Genomic DNA, 13351 nt, shown 5'->3' on the forward strand with positions numbered 1-13351 from the left:
GCAATTCCATTGAAGGCCACCCACTAGCGGTGGAGCCTAGCTGCGCACCAGATCCAGCTCGAAGTGGGGCTTGGACTTGCGTGCATTCCACGCGTGGACCTTGTACCCATCGGCTTGCGGCTGGAAGGCCAGGTCAACCGATGCCGGAAGCACTACCGGGGACTTGAACTCGATGCTCCAGCGGTACGTTCCGTTGGCTGGTTCGATCCCCGCCAATGCCCGGGCTGCCAGGTAGATGCCGTGGGCAATAGCCGCTGGCATGCCCAACGCCTTGGCGCTGAGCGCGGACAGGTGAATCGGGTTGTAGTCGCCGGCTACTGCGGCCCAACGACGTCCCGTTCCCTGATCCAGTTTCCAGCTCGCGGTACGCTGCGGTGCAGCAAAGGCCGGATGCGCGTTCTTCTCCGGTGTGCGGCCCTCGAGCCGCACGCCTTTGGCCAAGAACGTGCTGCGCAGCAGCACCCGGTCCTGCCCGTCCACGACGAGGCGCATCACCAAGTCGGAGGTGGCCCCATGGGGATGGGCCGAAAGGTTCTCGCTGTGCACCTCGATATCGAATGCTTCGTGCTCCCCCAGAGGCTGGTCCACATCGACCTGGTTGGACAGGTGGATCATGCCCAGCAGCGGCATGGGGAAATCATCTTGCACCATCAAGGACATAGCCAGCGGGAAAGCCAGCGAGTGCAGGTAGAGGCTGGGCAGCACGCCGTTCATCGGCGCGCCTACGGCCTGGCGGAACTCGGCGAGTTTCACCGGATCGGCCTTGGCGCCCTGGAAGACCAGGACGGTTTCGGGCAGCACCGGGTTCTTCGGCTTCCGCTTCAGGGTCTTCACGGCCTTGGCATAGACCGAGGCCATCGAGGGAATCCCGGTGACGATCTGCGCACCCATCTAGGCACCTACCAGCGATTGGCCGCAGACCCGCAGCACCTGGCCGTTCAACCCGGCTGCGGCATCGGACCCGAGGAAGCTAATCGCCTCGGCAACGTCTACCGGCAGACCGCCTTGCATCAGCGAAGGCAGAACCATGCGGGCAACGGTGCGGGTACCCAGCGGGATCTTCGCGGTCATCTCGGTCTCGATGAACCCGGGAGCCACAGCGGCGATGGAGCCGCCATTTTCTGCAAACAGCTTGGCGCTGGCGTGCACCATGCCGATCACCCCGCCCTTGGAGGCTGCATAGTTGGTCTGGCCGCGGTTGCCGGCAATGCCGGAGGTGGAAGCCAGCGAAACGATGCGCAAACCGGGCAGCTTGGCTGCCAGGAAGGCTTCATTCATGCGCAGCTGCGAAGCGATGTTCACGGCAATCACCGAGTCCCAGCGGCCGGCATCCATATTGGCCAGCAGCTTGTCCCGGGTGATGCCGGCATTGTGGATCACCAGATCCAGCGAGCCATGGCGGCCGATCGAATGATCCATGATCTGCTGGGCGGCATCCTGGGCGGTGACATCCAGCTGCAAGGCGGTAGCACCGATGGAGTTGGCGACCTTGGCTAGCGATTCGCCGGCAGCAGGCATATCCACCACGACCACCTGCGCGCCGTCGCGGGACAGCGTCTTGGCGATGGCCGCGCCGATGCCGCGAGCGGCACCGGTCACCACCGCGACCTTGCCGGCCAGCGGCTTGGCGAAGTCGGCAGGCAGCACGCCATCATTGGTGCGCACAGAAAGGAACTGGCCGTCCACGTAGGCGCTGCGCCCGGAGAAGAAGAAGCGCAGCGCGGCCAGCGCACTAGGGCTGGCAACGCTGGTGCCTTCGGCAAGCACGATGCCATTGGCGGTGGCCCCCCCGCGCATTTCGCGGCCCATCGAGCGCACGATGCCGTCGATCCCCTGGCGCACGGCGGAAAGCTCCGGCGCATAGTCATCGCTGGCGGGACGGGAGAAGGCCACCACGCGGCCACCTGGCAGCAGCTTGCGCAACGCCTGGCCGGCCGCCAGCATCAGCGGCGACAGCTCGGTTGGGTGCTCGAGTTCATCGAGCAGCAGCACCAGCCCGCCGAGCTTGGCATCGCCGGCGTCGTGCCGGCGCACATCCAGCCCCCAGGCGACCAGGGTGTCGCTCAGGTCCTGGGCCTTGGACGAGGCACCGAGCACCAGCACCGGGCCGGGCAGCAGTGGCGCATCGGGGCTGTAGCGGCGCAAGCGCGGAGGACGCGGCAAGCCCAGCAGGGTGGCCAGCTTCTTGGTGATCCCGGAATTAACCAGTTCCATGTACTTGTCCGCCATTAGCTGCGAGCCTCCAGAATTGCGACGACGCCCTGGCCACCTGCGGCGCAGACCGAAATCAGCGCGCGGCCCGAGCCCTTTTCATGCAGCATTTTCGCGGTGCTGGCGATGATGCGCCCGCCGGTGGCAGCGAAGGGGTGCCCTGCGGCCAGCGAAGAGCCGTTCACGTTCAGCTTCGACCGGTCGATGGCGCCCAGCGGGGCATCCAGCCCCAGCTTCTCGCGGCAGAATTCCTCGTCCTCCCACGCCTTGAGCGTCGAGAGCACGGTGCCTGCGAAGGCCTCGTGGATCTCGTAGAAATCGAAGTCCTGCAAGGTGAGGTTGTTGCGCTCCAGCATCCGGGCGGTGGCGTAGGCCGGAGCCATCAGCAGGCCCTCGGCACCGTGCACGAAGTCCACTGCTGCCGCTTCGAAGTCCACGAAATTGGCCAGCATTGGCAGGTCGTTGGCTTGCGCGTACTCTTCGCTGCCCAGCAGCACGGCCGAGGCGCCGTCGGTCAGCGGGGTGGAGTTTCCAGCGGTCATAGTCGCCGCATCGCCCAGGTTCTTGCCGAAGGCGGGCTTGAGCTTGCCCAGCTTTTCCATGGTGGAGTCGGCGCGCAGGTTGTTGTCCTTGGACAGGCCGTTGAACGGGGTGACCAGGTCGTTGAAGAAGCCGCGGTCGTAGGCGGCGGCCAGGTTCTGGTGGCTGGCCAGGGCCAGTTCATCCTGGGCCTCGCGGGTGATGCCCCACTTCTTGGTGGTGATTGCCTGGTGGGCGCCCATGGACAGGCCGGTGCGCGGTTCGCCGGTGCCGGGGGCTGCGGGGGCCAGATGCCCTGGGCGCAGCTTGGCCAGCGCGGCGAGCTTGGCCTTGGTGCTGCGGGCGCGGGAAAGCTCCATCAGGATGCCGCGCAGCGCATCCGAGACGGCGATCGGCGCGTCGGAGGTGGTGTCCACGCCGCCGCCGATGGCGGAATCTAGCTGGCCCAGCTTGATCTTGTTGGCCAGCGAGCCGATGGCTTCCATGCCGGTGGCGCAAGCCATCTGCACGTCATAGGCCGGGGTGGCGTGATCCAGCGAGGAGCCGAGCACCGATTCGCGGATCAGGTTGAAGTTCTTGGAATGCTTGAGCACCGCGCCGCCGGCGACGGCGCCGATGCGCTGTCCCTGCAGGCCGAAGCGGGCGACCAGGCCCTCGAGTGCTGCAGTGAACATGTCCTGGTTGGACGCTTTGACGTAGGCGGTATTGGAACGGGCGAAGGGAATGCGGTTGCCACCGATGATCACGGCATTGCGCACAGAGGGCTGGCTCATGTTCGTTGAACTCCTACAAATATTCTGGTGTGACAAGTATTACTGTAACCAAGAGTACATGATACTGTGAGTTACGTGAACAAGATCACTGGGGAAATCGACCGCGAGACCGACGGCCGGGCAGCTCGCTGGCAAGCGCATCGCACCGCGCGCCACGAAGAACTGCTCAAGCTGGCGCGCAAGGCCGTGCACAAACTCGGCCCGCAGGTCTCCATGGAAGACATCGCCAATCACGCGAAAACTTCCAAACCGGTGTACTACCGGTACTTCGGCGACAAGGAGGGCCTGCGCCAGGCACTGAGCGCCATGGTCATCAACGACTTCCGCGAACGCGTCATCGCCGCAGGCCTGGCCAAGGAAGACGAAATCAGCGCCCTGCACGCCATGGTTTCCTCCTACCTGGAGCTGGCAGCCAACAGCCCGAACCTGTACTTCTTCGTGACATCGGCCCCGCGCTGCGCCGACGATGAATCCGCTGGCGCCCTGAGCACCTTCTTCGAAGAGGCATCCAGCTTGATGAGCGAACGCCTGCTCAAGCTCTATGACCAGCGCGCCACTTCCGCGACCCTGGAGTTGTGGCCGCGCGCGGCGCTGGGCATGGTCCGCGCGGCCGGCGAACAGTGGCTGCGCCAACCGGATTCCGCCAACAAGCCGGCATTGCCGTCGCTGGCCGCGGAACTGACCAATTGGCTGGCCTATGGCATCGCCTCCACCCGGACCCCGAAAACCAACTAAAGCACCCAGGTGCACTCCCAACCCGACTCACCACCGAAATGAAAGGTACGTCATGAGCGAGAACCGCATCAACGTCAACGCCCTGTCCGAACAGCTCTTCGGACCCTATGCCGCAATCCGCAAGGCCTCCCGCGCCCGCGCCGCGGATCCGCAGCTGCAGCGCGACCCGCTGCTGGGCATGGATGAGCACCGCGAACGCGTTCTGGGCCAGCTGGGCATCCTGGTGCAGCAGGAAGCCGTCCAGCGCGCCTTTCCCACTGAATTCGGTGGACAGAATGACCACGGCGGCTCCATCGCCGCCTTCGAGGAACTGGTCGCCGCCGACCCGTCGCTGCAGATCAAGGCCGGTGTGCAGTGGGGCCTGTTCGCCGGGGCGATCCTGCACCTGGGTACCGAAGAGCACCACAAGGCCTGGCTGCCCGGCGCGATGAACCTGGACACCCCCGGCGCCTTCGCCATGACCGAAATCGGCCACGGCTCCGATGTGGCCGCGGTGGCCACCACCGCTACCTACGACGAAGCCACCGATGAGTTCGTCATCCATACTCCGTTCAAGGCCGCCTGGAAGGAATTCCTGGGCAACGCCGCCCTGCACGGCAAGGCCGCCACCGTCTTCGCGCAGCTGGTCACCAAGGGCGTGAACCACGGCGTGCACTGCTTCTACGTGCCGATCCGCGATGAAGCAGGCAACTTCCTTGAAGGCATCGGAGGCGAAGATGACGGGCTGAAGGGCGGGCTGAACGGCATCGATAACGGCCGTCTGCACTTCACCAACGTCCGCGTGCCGCGCACCAACCTGCTCAACCGCTACGGCAACGTGGATGAAACCGGCACCTATTCCTCGCCGATTCCCTCCCCGGGACGCCGCTTCTTCACCATGCTCGGCACCCTGGTCCAGGGCCGCGTATCGCTTGATGGCGCCGCCACCAACGCCTCGAAGATCGCCCTGCAGATCGCGATCACCTACGGCAACCAGCGCCGCCAGTTCAACTCCGCCTCGGACACCGAGGAAACCACCTTGCTGGACTACCAGCGCCACCAGCGCCGGTTGATCACCCGCCTGGCCCGCACCTACGCTGCCTCCTTCGCCCACGATGGGCTGCTGGAGAAGTTCGACGCGGTCTTCTCCGGCCGCGAAGACACCGACACGGACCGCCAGGATTTGGAAACCCTGGCCGCTGCATTGAAGCCGCTGAGCACCTGGGATGTGCTGGACACCTTGCAGGAGGCCCGCGAGGCCTGCGGTGGCGCCGGGTACATCGCCAAGAATCGCTTCACCCAGCTCTACGCTGACCTCGATGTCTACGTGACTTTCGAGGGCGATAACAACGTGCTGCTGCAGCTGGTGGGCAAGCGCCTGCTCACCGACTACGCCGCCGAATTCCGCAAGCTGGACACCGGCGCGATGGCTCTGTACGTGGCCAAGCAGGTGGGCACCACTGCGCTGCACCGTTCGGGCCTGCGCAGCGTCGGCCAGGCTTTCGCCGATATCTCCGATGAGCGCAAGAGCGCCAACTTCTTCAAGGACCCGGAGAACCAGCGTGCCCTGCTCACCGACCGCATCAACACCAAGGTGGCCGAAGTTGCCGGCGCCCTGCGTGCTGCCGGCAAGGACAAGGCCAAGGGCGCCGCGGCATTCAACGAGAACCAGGACCTGCTGATCTCCGCGGCACGCGACCACGGCCAGCTCTTGCGCTGGGAAGCGTTCACCGCCGCGTTGGAGCAGACCGGCGATGCTGCCACCAAGGAGGTGCTGACCTGGCTGCGCGATGTCTTCGCCCTGAGCCTGGTCGAAGACGACCTGGGCTGGTACCTGTCCCACGGCTTGCTCTCCATGCAGCGTGCCCGCACCCTGCCCGGCTACCTCAACCGCCTGCTCGCCCGCCTGCGCCCGCACGCACAGGACCTGGTCGAGGCCTTCGCCTACACCCAGGACCACCTGCGCGCGGACATCTCCTCGGGCGGCGAAGCCGAGCGCCAGGACGAGGCCATGGAGTACTTCCGCAAGCTGCGCGCCAGCGATGACGCGCCGGTCAGCGAAAAGTCGCTGCAGAAAGCCAAGGGCTAACCCGTAGCCACGCCGATGCCCGTATCCCAAAGCATTCTGGGTGCGGGCATCGGGTGGTTAACCGTTCAAGCGCTGGGCCAGCGCCACAATGATCCCCTCAGGTCCGCGAATGTATGCCATTTTCCACACGCCTTCATAGTGTCCGATGCCGCCGATCAGCGGATAGCCGTGCTGGTTCAAGTCATCCACCGTGGCCTGCAGGTCATCGAGCTCGAAAGCGATCGAACGCAGTCCCAATTCATTGGCCATCGCCGCACGGCTTCCCGGCAGGTGCGCTGGTCTTTCGAAACTCGACAGCTCGATTCCCACATTGGATCCGGGAGCCTTGAGCATCACGATATTCGTGCGCGAGTCGGGCACAGCGCAGACGGTCTCCAGGAACTCGCCTTCAAGCCCGCTCGCCCGGCCTTCCACTTCCAGCCCCAGGCTGACAAAGAAGCCGGTCACCATCTCGAGGTCGGCAACGGTGATGCCTACATGGTCGAATCGAATGGGTTGCGGCATGGGAATCGGTTCGCTTTCGCTCGAAGGTACGCCACAGCCTACCCCGATGGACGGCGGCGAACCAGATCGCCGCTGCCTTTTGGCACCGGCAAACTAGCTAGCCCCCAGTGAAAGCTCGTCCACCACCTTGGCTACCAGCTCCCGCTCTTTCGGGCTCACCGCCTGAACCGGCAGCGGCAAACAATCTTCAGCTACCCAGCCGAAATGCTCGGCGATGGCGGCACTGACCCTAAGGCTCCCGCCGCAGTGTGCCATCAGCTCCCACAGCGGCTCCAGTCTCGCTGAGATCGCCAACGCCTTTTGCGGGTCTCCTGCCTGCACGGCACGGGTTATTGCCACCATCGGAGCCGGAACGGTTCCGCCCACCGCGGTAAACCACGCGTTGCATCCTGCGATCAGGCCAGCTGCCCCTAAAGCGTCGCCCGATACGCCGATACCCACGTGTTCGGGCAGCACCGCACGAATTGCGGCCACATGCTCCTTGGCCTGCACCGGATCGGCCGGAACCCCGGGAATCTTGATTGACACGATCCCGGGCAGCTGCGCGATACGCCCGTAGAGCCGGTTGCTGAAGGCGAAGTGGGTGGTACGGGGATTGTCGTAGACAATGACCGGCAACTCGCTGTGTTCACTGGCCGCCTTGAACAGGGCGAAGACCTCATCGTCATTCAGCTGCTGATAGCCCACCGGGGCCAGCAGCACGCCGACGGCACCGGCGTCCCGGGCATCGCCAATATGTTCCAGGACGCGGGAAGTGCGCAGCGCACCCACGCCAGCAAGCACCGGAATCCGGTCCGCATGCTGCACGGCCAGCTCGATGACGCGCCGGCGCTCGGCGCGATCCAGGTACATATACGAGCCAGTTGAGCCCAGCACGGTGATCGAATCCACCTCGGCCCGCACTAGCCGCTGCACCAGGCCAATGAATGCCGGCTCGTCGAGCCGGTCATCGCGCAAGGGCGTGAGCGGGAAGGCGCTGAGCCCGGTCCACGCAGTTGCCGGCGCCGCGTTGTTCTTCGCTGCCAAGCTCATGATCCGTTCTCCTTGGTGATGCGCTGGTTCCTCGATCTTACGGCGAGCAGTGCGCAGAGGATGACCGCGCATCCGCCCACAACGGTGGGCCAACCGATGGGTTCGTGCAGCAGCAAGCCCGCCCAGCAGATGGTCATCACCGGTTGCGCCAATTGCACCTGGCTCACCTGCGCCATCGGCCCGATGGCCAATCCCCGGTACCACGCGATGAAGCCCAGGAACATGCTCACGACACCGAGATAGGCAAACGCAGCCCACTCGCCGGGTGTCGCCGTGGGCGGGTGCTGGACCGCTGAGACGGTGGCGAGCGTCAGCATCACCGGAGATGCGAGAACCAGCGCCCAGGAGATGGTTTGCCACGAGCCGAGCTCGCGCGAGAGCAGGCCGCCTTCCGCGTAGCCGATAGCGCAAGCCAGTACGGCGCCGAAAAGCAGCAGGTCTGCTCCGCGCAGCCCGCCCAGCCCGCCACCTTGCACAGCCGCAAAAGCCAGGGCGGCCAGTGCCCCGGCAGCTGCCGCAATCCAGAACCTGGTGCTCGGGCGTTCCTTGGTGCGCAGCACTGCGGCAACTGCCGTAGCCGCAGGCAAGATGGCGATGACTACCGCACCGTGGCTGGCCGGAGCCGAGGTCATTGCAAAAGAGGTCAGCAGCGGAAACCCGGCGACGACTCCCCCGGCGACGACAAGCAGCCGCCAGCATTGCGGCCGCGTAGGAAATTTCTGGCCGGTCAACCAGAGTGCGGCGATGGCTAGCGCTGCGGCGATCACCGATCGCCCTGCACCGGCAAACAGCGGATGCAGGTGGCCGTGCTCTACGGCGATGCGGGTGAAGGGCACGGTGAAGGAGAAAGCGAGAACGCCCAGTAGCCCCCAGAGCAGTCCGGCACCCGGGGTGGATAGCGGTTGTCGATTATTGACAGTAGCGGTACTATGTAGCTTCATGTTTAACAGTAGCAGTGAGCGTGTGGTTGCGAAACTCCAAGAGTGGATTGCGGCAGCCCCTGCCGGGAGCCAGTTGCCCTCCACGCGTGCTCTGGTGGCGGAACACGAAGTCAGCCCGGTCACGGTGCAAAAGGCTTTGCGCACGCTCATCGGCCAAGGCGTCGTTGAGTCACGCCCCGGTATCGGCACCTTCATCCGCAAGCAACCGGTAGCCCGGGCGCACGACTACGCCTGGCAAACCGCCGCGCTGGGGGTCGTCCATCGCCCGTTGCCGGAGTTGGCCGCCGCCCAGCGGGCGACACCCAATGACGTCATCTCCTTGCATTCTGGATACCCGGATCGCGAGCTGCTGCCTGAACGCCTGGTGCGCAGCGCCTTCGCCCGAGTTGCACGCAGCGACGCCGTGCTCCAGCGCACCGAAGCCGCGGGATTGCCGGAGCTGCAAAGCTGGTTCGCCAGCGAACTCGGGGCGATCACCGCGCCGGGACTGAGCGCCCCGGCGGCCAGCGACGTTGTCGTGCTCCCGGGCAGCCAAAGCGGACTGGGGTCGATCTTCCGCTCGCTGGTTGGGTCCGGAAAGCCGATGCTCATCGAATCCCCCACCTACTGGGGCGCCATCCTGGCTGCCGCGCAGGTCGGCGTGCAGCTCATCCCCATTCCCGCTGGGCCGCACGGTCCGGACACCGAGGTATTGGACCGTGCTTTCGAGCAAACCGGGGCTCGCGCTTTCTACGCGCACCCGAATTTCGCCAACCCCACCGGCGCCCGCTGGTCGCCCGAGGTTTCGCTGCGGGTACTGGAGATCCTGAAGCATCGCGGCGCGTTCCTGGTGGAAGATGACTGGGCCAAGGATTTCGGGATCGACGTGGATTCTTCACCGGTCGCCGCCCGTGATGACAGCGGCCATGTGGTGTATCTGCGATCCCTGACCAAGAGCGTTTCCCCTGCAGTGCGCGTGGCCGGGGTAATTGCCAGGGGCCCGGCACGTGAACGGATCCTGGCCGACAACCAAGCGCAATCGATGTATGTCAGCGGCCCGCTGCAAGCGGTCGCATTGGATGTGGTCACGCAACCCGGGTGGCGCACCCATTTGCGCTCCGTGCGCCAGCAGCTGGCAACCCGCAGGGACCTGGTCCTGGATGCTTTGGCGCAGCATCTGCCCGAAGCCCAGGTTGAACAGATCCCCCGAGGCGGGCTGAACCTCTGGGTACGGCTGCCCGATACAGCTAATCCGGCACAGCTGGTGCGCGACTGCGAGCTGCGCGGTGTAGCGATCGCGGCCGGCGACAGCTGGTTCCCTGCCGAGCCGACCGGACGCGTTTTGCGGTTGAACTTTGCCGGCCCGAATCCCGGAGCCTTCAGCCAGGGAGTGGAGATCATCGGCCAGGTGCTGCGCGGCTAGGTCCAATGCGAAGAGCTAACCAACATACCTGGTCTTCGTAGGGCTGCGAGGTCCGTTGGTCGAGGACAGTGCCTGCGATCATCAACTCCGTTTCGACCGGCAAGGCATTTGCCAGCGTCGCGGCATGGTCCTCGTACTCAGGATGCCAGAAGGCTTCCCAGTACCGTTTTCAGCGTTGTGGGCTATCCGTAGATATGGATGCTGCCGCCATACCCGGCGGGAAGACCTCGGCCTAGCAACCACTGGCCGAGCACTTCGGTGACCTGGGCGATGTTCAAGGATTGTGGGCCTTCGAATTCCATGTCCGTATCAGGATGGCTCGACAGAGAGTCCGGGTCGGCACCGTAGCCGACCCTGATGTTGCATGCCTGATGGCCAACGACAGCGAGCTCCAAAGTGTAGTTCCCATCAGAAAGCTTGGTGCCTTGGGCATACTTGGTCATCGGATTGTTTTCAAAGGAATAGTTTTCTCCCCATTCACGGACCATGCGCAATATTGAGGGGATCTGGGCCACCGATTCGAGCTTATGCAGCTCGTCATGCCGGCTGGTGCCCCACCAGATTTCCTCCGGAGCCACTTCATCCTCCAAGAAGGCATCAAGCTCGGTGGCGTTAAACCAGTTGAACTTCCGGCTCAAACGCAGCTGCCCGATTGAGTCCATCACCTTATCCATATTCGGATCGTAGCGATGAGGAAGGACAAATAAGACACATCCTGAGTCCGTCTGGACAGCCCAAGATACAAGCGGCACGAAACACGGGTCGATTCACTTGGCTAAGTTAGTCATAATCATGCGCGCGCCTCGCAGGTTTTGAAAGCAATAATCAGTTCGCTGCACCCCAACGACCCAAATAAGGGCACAGGCCCCGGTGAATGAAAAATAATTTCATTCACCGGGGCCTGTTGAACTCTTTGCTGGCTACAGTCCGTCTACCTCGACCAGGCCGCGGCGCGTAGGCACCGGGGCCACGTGCGTGCCGTTGGCCGCCACGCGCTGAACCGACAGCAACCGCGGCGGCGCGCCGTCGGCGGTTTGCAGGATCCACGGACCGACCATCAGGTAGCCGCGATCATTTTCGGCCTCGGTGACCACGCCGGTAATCACGAAATCACCGTAGGGTTCCTGGCTGAAGGATGCGGCAACCAAATCGCCGTGGGACAGCTCGGAAACTTCAACGTCTTCCGGGGCGAACTCGCCTTCGAAGACTGCGGGGAATGAGCGCACGTCCTTATCAGGCTGGCGGGCCATGGTTTCGCCGCCGTCGGCGTCTTTGGCTTTCTTCTTGGCAGCGGCCGCGTTCAGCCCGCCGACCATGACGTCGTCGAGCACCGTGGCGTGCGCGGCACCGGTGATCAGGAAGTTGCCGAAGCGGGCGGTCTTGTAGAGCACCGAGATTACGTCCCCGGCTTCCACCTCGCCGAAGGCCGCTTTCATGCCGGCTACATCGCGCTTGGAAGGGCCCTTGATAAAGACGTCCACGGGGTGATTCTCCGAATCTGCAGGAATTAGGTTCTGCGCTTAAGCGTAGGCCAGTTGCCAGCCACGAAGAAAACGCCTAGCCTCGCAGGGCGGCGTCGAACCATCCGGTAATGCTCGCCGGATGGGTGATCGCGGTGCCCACCACCACGGCGAACGCGCCGGCATCCAGCGCGGCTTTGGCCTGCGCCGGGGTGTGGATCCGGCCCTCGGCAATCAATGGCGGCTCCAGGCCCGCTGCTGCGATCTGCTCCAGCAGCTCAAGGTCCGGCCCCTCGGTCTTGTCCCGTTCCCCGGTGTAGCCGGCCAGCGTGGTGCCGATCAGATCGGCCCCGGCCTGCGCGGCAGCCAGCGCGTCGTCCAGCGACCCGCAGTCGGCCATTACCAAGGCGGCAGACCGTTCGTGGACCGCGCTAATGGTTTGTTCCAGGCTCTTGCCGTCGGGCCGTTCGCGGCGGGTGCCGTCCAGGGCCACGATGTGCGCCCCGGCGTTGGCCACCGCCAAGGCGTGGTGGATGGTGGGGGTGATGAACACGCCCTCATGGCCGTCCTTGAACAGCCCGATGACCGGCACCTCGACGGCCGAACGGGTGAATTGGATATCCGCGATGCCCTGCACGCGCACCGCGCCGGCGCCTCCGATCACCGCCGAGGCAGCCACCTGCGCCATGGTCTGCGGGTGGCGCATCGGCTCCCCCGGATAGGCTTGCGCGGAAACGATCAGCCGCCCGCGCAGGGCTTGCAGTGCTGCTGCCGAAAGCAACATGTCTTTCTCCTCTAGTTTTGTGGCCAGAATAGGCTGGCCGCCCCGATCAGGGCGGCATCGGTTCCCAAACGGGCAGGTTCCAGCGCGGTGCCCCGCACCAGGTCGATGGCGCTGGAGGCGAAGCCCTCGCGCACACCCTCCCACCAGATCTTCCCCGCCCCGGCCATCCCGCCGGCAATGACGATTTTCTGCGGGTCCAGCACGTTGGCCAGCGATCCGGCGGCGGCGCCTGCGGCCAGGCCTCCGGTATGCACTGCCCGATAGGCCAAGGCGTCGCCGGCTTCGGCCAGCGCGGTGACCGCCTGGGTGTCGCGCACCTTCGGGTTGCCGGCCAATCGCTGGTAGTGCCGGTGGATCGCCGGCCCGGCGGCGATCGCCTCCACATGCCCGGTGCGTCCGCAGGAGCATTCCAGCCCGGTGGCGTAGGCCGAATCAATGTGCCCCATATGCCCGGCCACGTGGTGGAAGCCGGTGACCAGCTGGCCGCCGTGCAGGTAGGCTCCGCCGATTCCGGTGCCGATGGCCAACAGCATCATCTGGCCGGTTCCCCGGCCTGCGCCGAAGCGGGCCTCGCCCAAACCGTGGGCGTGCACGTCATTGACCGCGCGCACCGCTAAACCGGTGAGCCGTCCCAGTTCGGCTGCCATGTCGGTGCCGGCCCAGCCCGCCAGGGTATCGGTGGCCGATACCACCTTCGCGGTTTCCGGGTCGATGACCCCGGCGGCGCCGATACCCAATCCGGCCGGCTGCGCCGAGCATGCACCGCGCAGCTGCTGCACCACGCCGGCCATGGCAGCGATGATTGCGGCGGCGCCTTCGCGGGCCGGTGTGGGTGCTTGGCTGCGCGCGGTGATGGTGCCATCGCGGCGCACTACGGCGCCCGCGATCTTGGTGCCGCCCA

Annotated in this window: 13 protein-coding genes; 3 read left to right on the forward strand and 10 right to left on the reverse strand. The window is 65.0% G+C overall.

Annotation, left to right across the window (positions count from 1 at the left end; genetic code table 11):
- Nucleotides 1-36 precede the first annotated feature (36 nt).
- From ACNPM8_RS16850 to ACNPM8_RS16860, 3 genes are read right to left on the reverse strand one after another with little or no spacing between them, the layout of a single operon-like run.
- Entirely contained in the window at nucleotides 37-891 is an 855-nt protein-coding gene (locus tag ACNPM8_RS16850) for a MaoC family dehydratase (RefSeq protein WP_448940250.1), read from the reverse strand.
- On the reverse strand, nucleotides 892-2229 hold the full coding sequence (locus ACNPM8_RS16855) for a 3-oxoacyl-ACP reductase (RefSeq protein ID WP_448940251.1): 1338 nt from the start codon (nucleotides 2227-2229) through the stop codon (nucleotides 892-894). It abuts the gene before it with no gap.
- Nucleotides 2229-3524: an acetyl-CoA C-acetyltransferase gene (locus tag ACNPM8_RS16860; RefSeq protein WP_448940252.1), complete on the reverse strand. Its 1296-nt coding sequence runs from the start codon at nucleotides 3522-3524 to the stop codon at nucleotides 2229-2231. Before ACNPM8_RS16860 ends, ACNPM8_RS16855 begins: the two co-directional genes overlap by 1 nt.
- 75 nt (nucleotides 3525-3599) lie before the next feature.
- Between ACNPM8_RS16860 and ACNPM8_RS16865 the strand changes: the two genes are divergently transcribed.
- Nucleotides 3600-4259: a TetR/AcrR family transcriptional regulator gene (locus ACNPM8_RS16865; RefSeq protein ID WP_105661260.1), complete on the forward strand. Its 660-nt coding sequence runs from the start codon at nucleotides 3600-3602 to the stop codon at nucleotides 4257-4259.
- A gap of 52 nt (nucleotides 4260-4311) precedes the next feature.
- A complete protein-coding gene (locus ACNPM8_RS16870) occupies nucleotides 4312-6327 on the forward strand; it encodes an acyl-CoA dehydrogenase family protein (RefSeq protein ID WP_448940253.1) in 2016 nt (671 codons plus the stop codon).
- A 57-nt stretch (nucleotides 6328-6384) separates the two neighbouring features.
- On the opposite strand, the gene ACNPM8_RS16875 is transcribed toward ACNPM8_RS16870, so the two are convergent.
- From ACNPM8_RS16875 to ACNPM8_RS16885, 3 genes are all read right to left on the reverse strand, one after another.
- Nucleotides 6385-6831, reverse strand: a complete 447-nt coding sequence (locus ACNPM8_RS16875) for a VOC family protein (protein WP_448940254.1) — start codon at nucleotides 6829-6831, stop codon at nucleotides 6385-6387.
- Between the two features lie 93 nt (nucleotides 6832-6924).
- Nucleotides 6925-7863 (reverse strand): dihydrodipicolinate synthase family protein, encoded by a 939-nt coding sequence (locus ACNPM8_RS16880; RefSeq protein ID WP_448940255.1) that lies wholly within the window; start codon nucleotides 7861-7863, stop codon nucleotides 6925-6927.
- Nucleotides 7860-8804, reverse strand: coding sequence for a DMT family transporter (locus ACNPM8_RS16885; RefSeq protein WP_448940256.1), 945 nt, complete (start codon nucleotides 8802-8804; stop codon nucleotides 7860-7862). The genes ACNPM8_RS16880 and ACNPM8_RS16885 overlap by 4 nt, the downstream gene beginning before the upstream one ends.
- On the opposite strand from ACNPM8_RS16885, the gene ACNPM8_RS16890 reads away from it, so the two are divergent.
- Nucleotides 8803-10206 (forward strand): aminotransferase-like domain-containing protein, encoded by a 1404-nt coding sequence (locus ACNPM8_RS16890; protein ID WP_448940257.1) that lies wholly within the window; start codon nucleotides 8803-8805, stop codon nucleotides 10204-10206. The genes ACNPM8_RS16885 and ACNPM8_RS16890 overlap by 2 nt on opposite strands.
- Nucleotides 10207-10388: 182 nt before the next feature.
- Here the strand turns inward: ACNPM8_RS16890 and ACNPM8_RS16895 are convergent, their stop codons facing one another.
- The 4 genes from ACNPM8_RS16895 to ACNPM8_RS16910 form a co-directional block, all read right to left on the reverse strand.
- Nucleotides 10389-10880 (reverse strand): hypothetical protein, encoded by a 492-nt coding sequence (locus ACNPM8_RS16895; protein ID WP_448940258.1) that lies wholly within the window; start codon nucleotides 10878-10880, stop codon nucleotides 10389-10391.
- A 246-nt stretch (nucleotides 10881-11126) separates the two neighbouring features.
- On the reverse strand, nucleotides 11127-11687 hold the full coding sequence (locus ACNPM8_RS16900; protein ID WP_332727436.1) for a hypothetical protein: 561 nt from the start codon (nucleotides 11685-11687) through the stop codon (nucleotides 11127-11129).
- 76 nt (nucleotides 11688-11763) lie between these two features.
- Complete coding sequence (locus ACNPM8_RS16905) at nucleotides 11764-12450, reverse strand: N-acetylmannosamine-6-phosphate 2-epimerase (protein WP_332498801.1); 687 nt, start codon at nucleotides 12448-12450, stop codon at nucleotides 11764-11766.
- Between the two features lie 11 nt (nucleotides 12451-12461).
- The coding region (locus ACNPM8_RS16910) for an ROK family protein (protein WP_448940259.1) at nucleotides 12462-13351 on the reverse strand (890 nt) is incomplete at its 5' end.

It is taken from the genome of Glutamicibacter sp. AGC46 (genome assembly GCF_053543715.1).

What these genes read in the sequence shown, in the direction of transcription:
- ACNPM8_RS16850 (WP_448940250.1), bottom strand. Translation starts at nt 891, where the DNA reads ATGGGTGCGCAGATCGTCACCGGGATTCCCTCGATGGCCTCGGTCTAT.
- ACNPM8_RS16855 (WP_448940251.1), bottom strand. Translation starts at nt 2,229, where the DNA reads ATGGCGGACAAGTACATGGAACTGGTTAATTCCGGGATCACCAAGAAG.
- ACNPM8_RS16860 (WP_448940252.1), bottom strand. Translation starts at nt 3,524, where the DNA reads ATGAGCCAGCCCTCTGTGCGCAATGCCGTGATCATCGGTGGCAACCGC.
- ACNPM8_RS16870 (WP_448940253.1), top strand. Translation starts at nt 4,312, where the DNA reads ATGAGCGAGAACCGCATCAACGTCAACGCCCTGTCCGAACAGCTCTTC.
- ACNPM8_RS16875 (WP_448940254.1), bottom strand. Translation starts at nt 6,831, where the DNA reads ATGCCGCAACCCATTCGATTCGACCATGTAGGCATCACCGTTGCCGAC.
- ACNPM8_RS16880 (WP_448940255.1), bottom strand. Translation starts at nt 7,863, where the DNA reads ATGAGCTTGGCAGCGAAGAACAACGCGGCGCCGGCAACTGCGTGGACC.
- ACNPM8_RS16890 (WP_448940257.1), top strand. Translation starts at nt 8,803, where the DNA reads ATGTTTAACAGTAGCAGTGAGCGTGTGGTTGCGAAACTCCAAGAGTGG.
- ACNPM8_RS16885 (WP_448940256.1), bottom strand. Translation starts at nt 8,804, where the DNA reads ATGAAGCTACATAGTACCGCTACTGTCAATAATCGACAACCGCTATCC.
- ACNPM8_RS16895 (WP_448940258.1), bottom strand. Translation starts at nt 10,880, where the DNA reads ATGGATAAGGTGATGGACTCAATCGGGCAGCTGCGTTTGAGCCGGAAG.
- ACNPM8_RS16905 (WP_332498801.1), bottom strand. Translation starts at nt 12,450, where the DNA reads ATGTTGCTTTCGGCAGCAGCACTGCAAGCCCTGCGCGGGCGGCTGATC.